The 3,047-nt window shown below is 56.3% G+C and carries 2 protein-coding genes; both read left to right on the forward strand.

What is annotated here, in order from left to right:
- The coding region (locus C6P64_RS17405; protein ID WP_211296882.1) for a site-specific integrase at positions 1 to 1,567 on the forward strand (1,567 nt) is incomplete at its 5' end.
- A 453-nt stretch (positions 1,568 to 2,020) separates the two neighbouring features.
- Entirely contained in the window at positions 2,021 to 2,860 is an 840-nt protein-coding gene (locus tag C6P64_RS17410; RefSeq protein WP_105749797.1) for a hypothetical protein, read from the forward strand.
- The last annotated feature ends 187 nt before the right edge of the window (positions 2,861 to 3,047 follow it).

Below are 3,047 nucleotides of genomic sequence, written 5' to 3' on the forward strand. Positions count from 1 at the left end.
CGCGTGGGATAAATCCGTCTGGGATCAGGGGCAGTGCGCCCTTCGATTGAATTGCGCAACAAAGCCTCTCAGCATGGAAACCGAGAAGAGGCGCGAAGCGATAATCTGCGCTTTGCCTTTGCTCTTGGATCGGCCCCACCTCTGGGCTGCTTTACGTGAAATGTCTGCCAACGACGAGCCCATCCCCCCTGACTACTTCAAGCTCTGGCAACTGCAGTTGCTCGAGACTGCCAAATTGAAGATGACCATCGTCCAGCTCAAGGAAGAGCTGGAGAGCCAGCAAGAGCAGATCTGGCAGATGGTGCCCAAGAAACGGGCGGAGAACGTCGTCAAGCAAGCCTACGTTACTGGCCAGCTCAACGGAAAAAACATAGTCGAGGAGCGCCTCGAGTTCCCTTGGGCAGCAGAGCGTACCGCTCAGTTCTCGGTGCTGCTCCAGTCCTACATGGCGCACTTTTCGTACAGAGCCGAAGGTGGGCGCAAGAAGCCGCCCGGTGCCAAGACACTCGAAGGCTACCAGAAAGACCTGGAGATGTTCATAGCTGCCATGGGTGACATGAACATCGGTGCTATTGATCGCGATGTCGCTGGGCAGTATTTCTCCATCCTGAAAAAGCTGCCGCCCAACATCACCAGGGCTGAGGCGTACCGTGGGAAAACCATAGCCCAGATTTTGGCCATCAAACCGCCACCACCACCGCAGTCCGAGTACAACGCATCCAAGAAGATGGAACGTGCCAGCGGCATGTTCAAGTGGGCGCTGGAGGAAAAGCGCAAGTGGGGTATTGATTCAAATCCGTTCGTGGGATTCGGTCAGTCTGGGGATGCGGTTAAAACACGCCGGCCGTTTACGCCTGACGAGCTCTGGAAACTGTTGACGACGCCGCAGTTCATCAGCAAGAAGTTTCCGATGTCTTATGCGTACTGGTTGATGCCGTTGGCCATTTTCACCGGTGCCCGACTTGGCGAGTTGTGCCAGCTGGACTTGAAGGACTTCATCGAAGTCGAGGGTATCCCTTGCATCGACATCAACGACATCGAGGCCCCGGATTTGGATGTTCCTGTAGGCGGCAGAAAGAAACGTGTCAAGACGAAAAATGCCCGGCGACTGGTTCCAGTGCATGGTGAGCTCATCCGAATAGGCTTGCTGGACTATGTTTCTGAGATGCGTGCCAAGGGCGAGGTCCACTTGTTTCCCGAACTGAGTCGAGCACGACGTGACGGTCCTGCGCACGCTGCATCCAACTGGTTCCAGCGCTATAGAAAGTCTGCAGGTCTTGAGGCCAAGCAGGAGACTGTGTTTCACAGCTTCCGGCATCTCTTCATAACCACCTTGTTGAACAACGATGTCTCGCCGCATCAGGTGGCACCCATCGTGGGCCACGAGGCAGATTTGATCACTGGACAGGTCTACTGGGAGAAGCGAGATGCCAGCAAGAGGAAGCCGACTGTCGATGCTTTTGTGCTCCCGGTCGAGATTGCTGCCTTGATTCCCCCCATTCATGACGTGATGATCACGCCAAGACGAGTAGCTCGTAAACCCAAGGAGGTCAAGAACTCGAGTTGACTTTTATTCCAATAAGATCAATGACTTGAAGTGTTTTTGATCAAAGAATGTCCATGTTTGTGATGACTCGCTGCATCAAGGCAAAACATGATCAAGATCATGTCTGACCACGGTCATGACATAGTGCTCGAAATCCGTGTGCAGATCGGGCTGCAAATGACACTCCAGAGGGAAGCAAGATGCACATACCAGCTGCCCCTGTAAGAAGAGCACCTTCGGCATGCTCAACCTGAGTGAATCACAAACCACTTTTTCATGAGGAGCTCGTCAGCTCGTCAGCTGGTCAGCCATGGCCGGCCAGAGTGCTTCGCGGCCCTCGCGCAGTCTCGGATCGGCGAAAATTCCGCGCTTATGCCGAAAGTGCCCGCACCACCTCCGCCGCTCCCCTGCGACCGACTGAAATTTGCAGCGAAGATAGACTTCGTCACGGTTGTCATCGGTCGCAATCCTCCCATGCCGCCGTCGTTCGACGGAACGCCTGAGCTGATCAGGCCGAAGAAGGGCGCTGTGCTGTGGGAGCTGACGGTCCACGACCCCAGCCGGAACGACCTTGAGCGCATCGTCAATGTCTATGACAACCCCATGGTGATGGGCATTGAGATTGCGGTGGATCTGGCGCCAAAGGACAGCACTGGTGCGGCCAGCCGACAGGCCCTGCTGATCGAGACTTTCAAGGCTGTAGCAGGGCGATTCCGGCCCGAGGATCAGGCTTTGTGGGGGTACGGCTCACGCGGTGGTGTCAGTGCCAAGAATGGCCTTGTCCAGCCACTCGAGCGCAGACAGGCCCAGACGAGCGAGCAGATCATCTACGGCAACAAGCGTGGCTTCATGCAGGCCAAGCTCTACCTGAAGACACGAGACCAGAATGCTGACCTGCCCCTTGAAGAGCATGTGGTGCGTATGGAGTTGAGCATGCGGCGCGGCGCCTGCATGGATGAGCGGCTGGGCTTGGACCGGGCGCAGGACTTGCTGGACTACGCCTACCGTGCGACCTTCACCAAGCATTTCCGGATCATCAAGGCGCCAGCACTGCGCAACACCCGGCGGCTCACGCCCGAGGAGATCGCACGCCGTGAGAAGCGCATGCTGCGTGCATGGGCAACTGCAGGAGTAGCGAAGTTCCCAGTGGGTGATGACCTGCCCGAGGACACCTTCCACAGCGACGAGCGCATGATCGCCAAAAGGCAGCGGGCTCAGCTGCCCCAGGGGTACTACAAGCTGCTGCGTGACCAGGTGGCCAACGCCAAAATCGGTAGCGCTCTGATGAATCTGCAGCGCAGAATGCGGGCATGATCTGTCAAAAAAATCGTGCAGATCAGAGTGCTTGAATTTCGCTAAGTCATTGCTGAGTGAGGGTTTTGATCCAGTCGTGGTCCATCACTATAACGTGCAGCACCATTTTCTCTCACTCCAGCGATGCATTCGAGTCGAGCGCAGCAGAAGGTCAGGATCATGAACAGTCGTAAGCGTGGCCTGAAGG

Origin of the sequence: Malikia granosa (assembly GCF_002980595.1) — a bacterium.
Taxonomy (GTDB): domain Bacteria; phylum Pseudomonadota; class Gammaproteobacteria; order Burkholderiales; family Burkholderiaceae_C; genus Malikia; species Malikia granosa.

Coding starts and splice junctions, on each gene's coding strand:
- C6P64_RS17410 (WP_105749797.1), top strand. CDS start 2,021: ATGCCGCCGTCGTTCGACGGAACGCCTGAGCTGATCAGGCCGAAGAAG.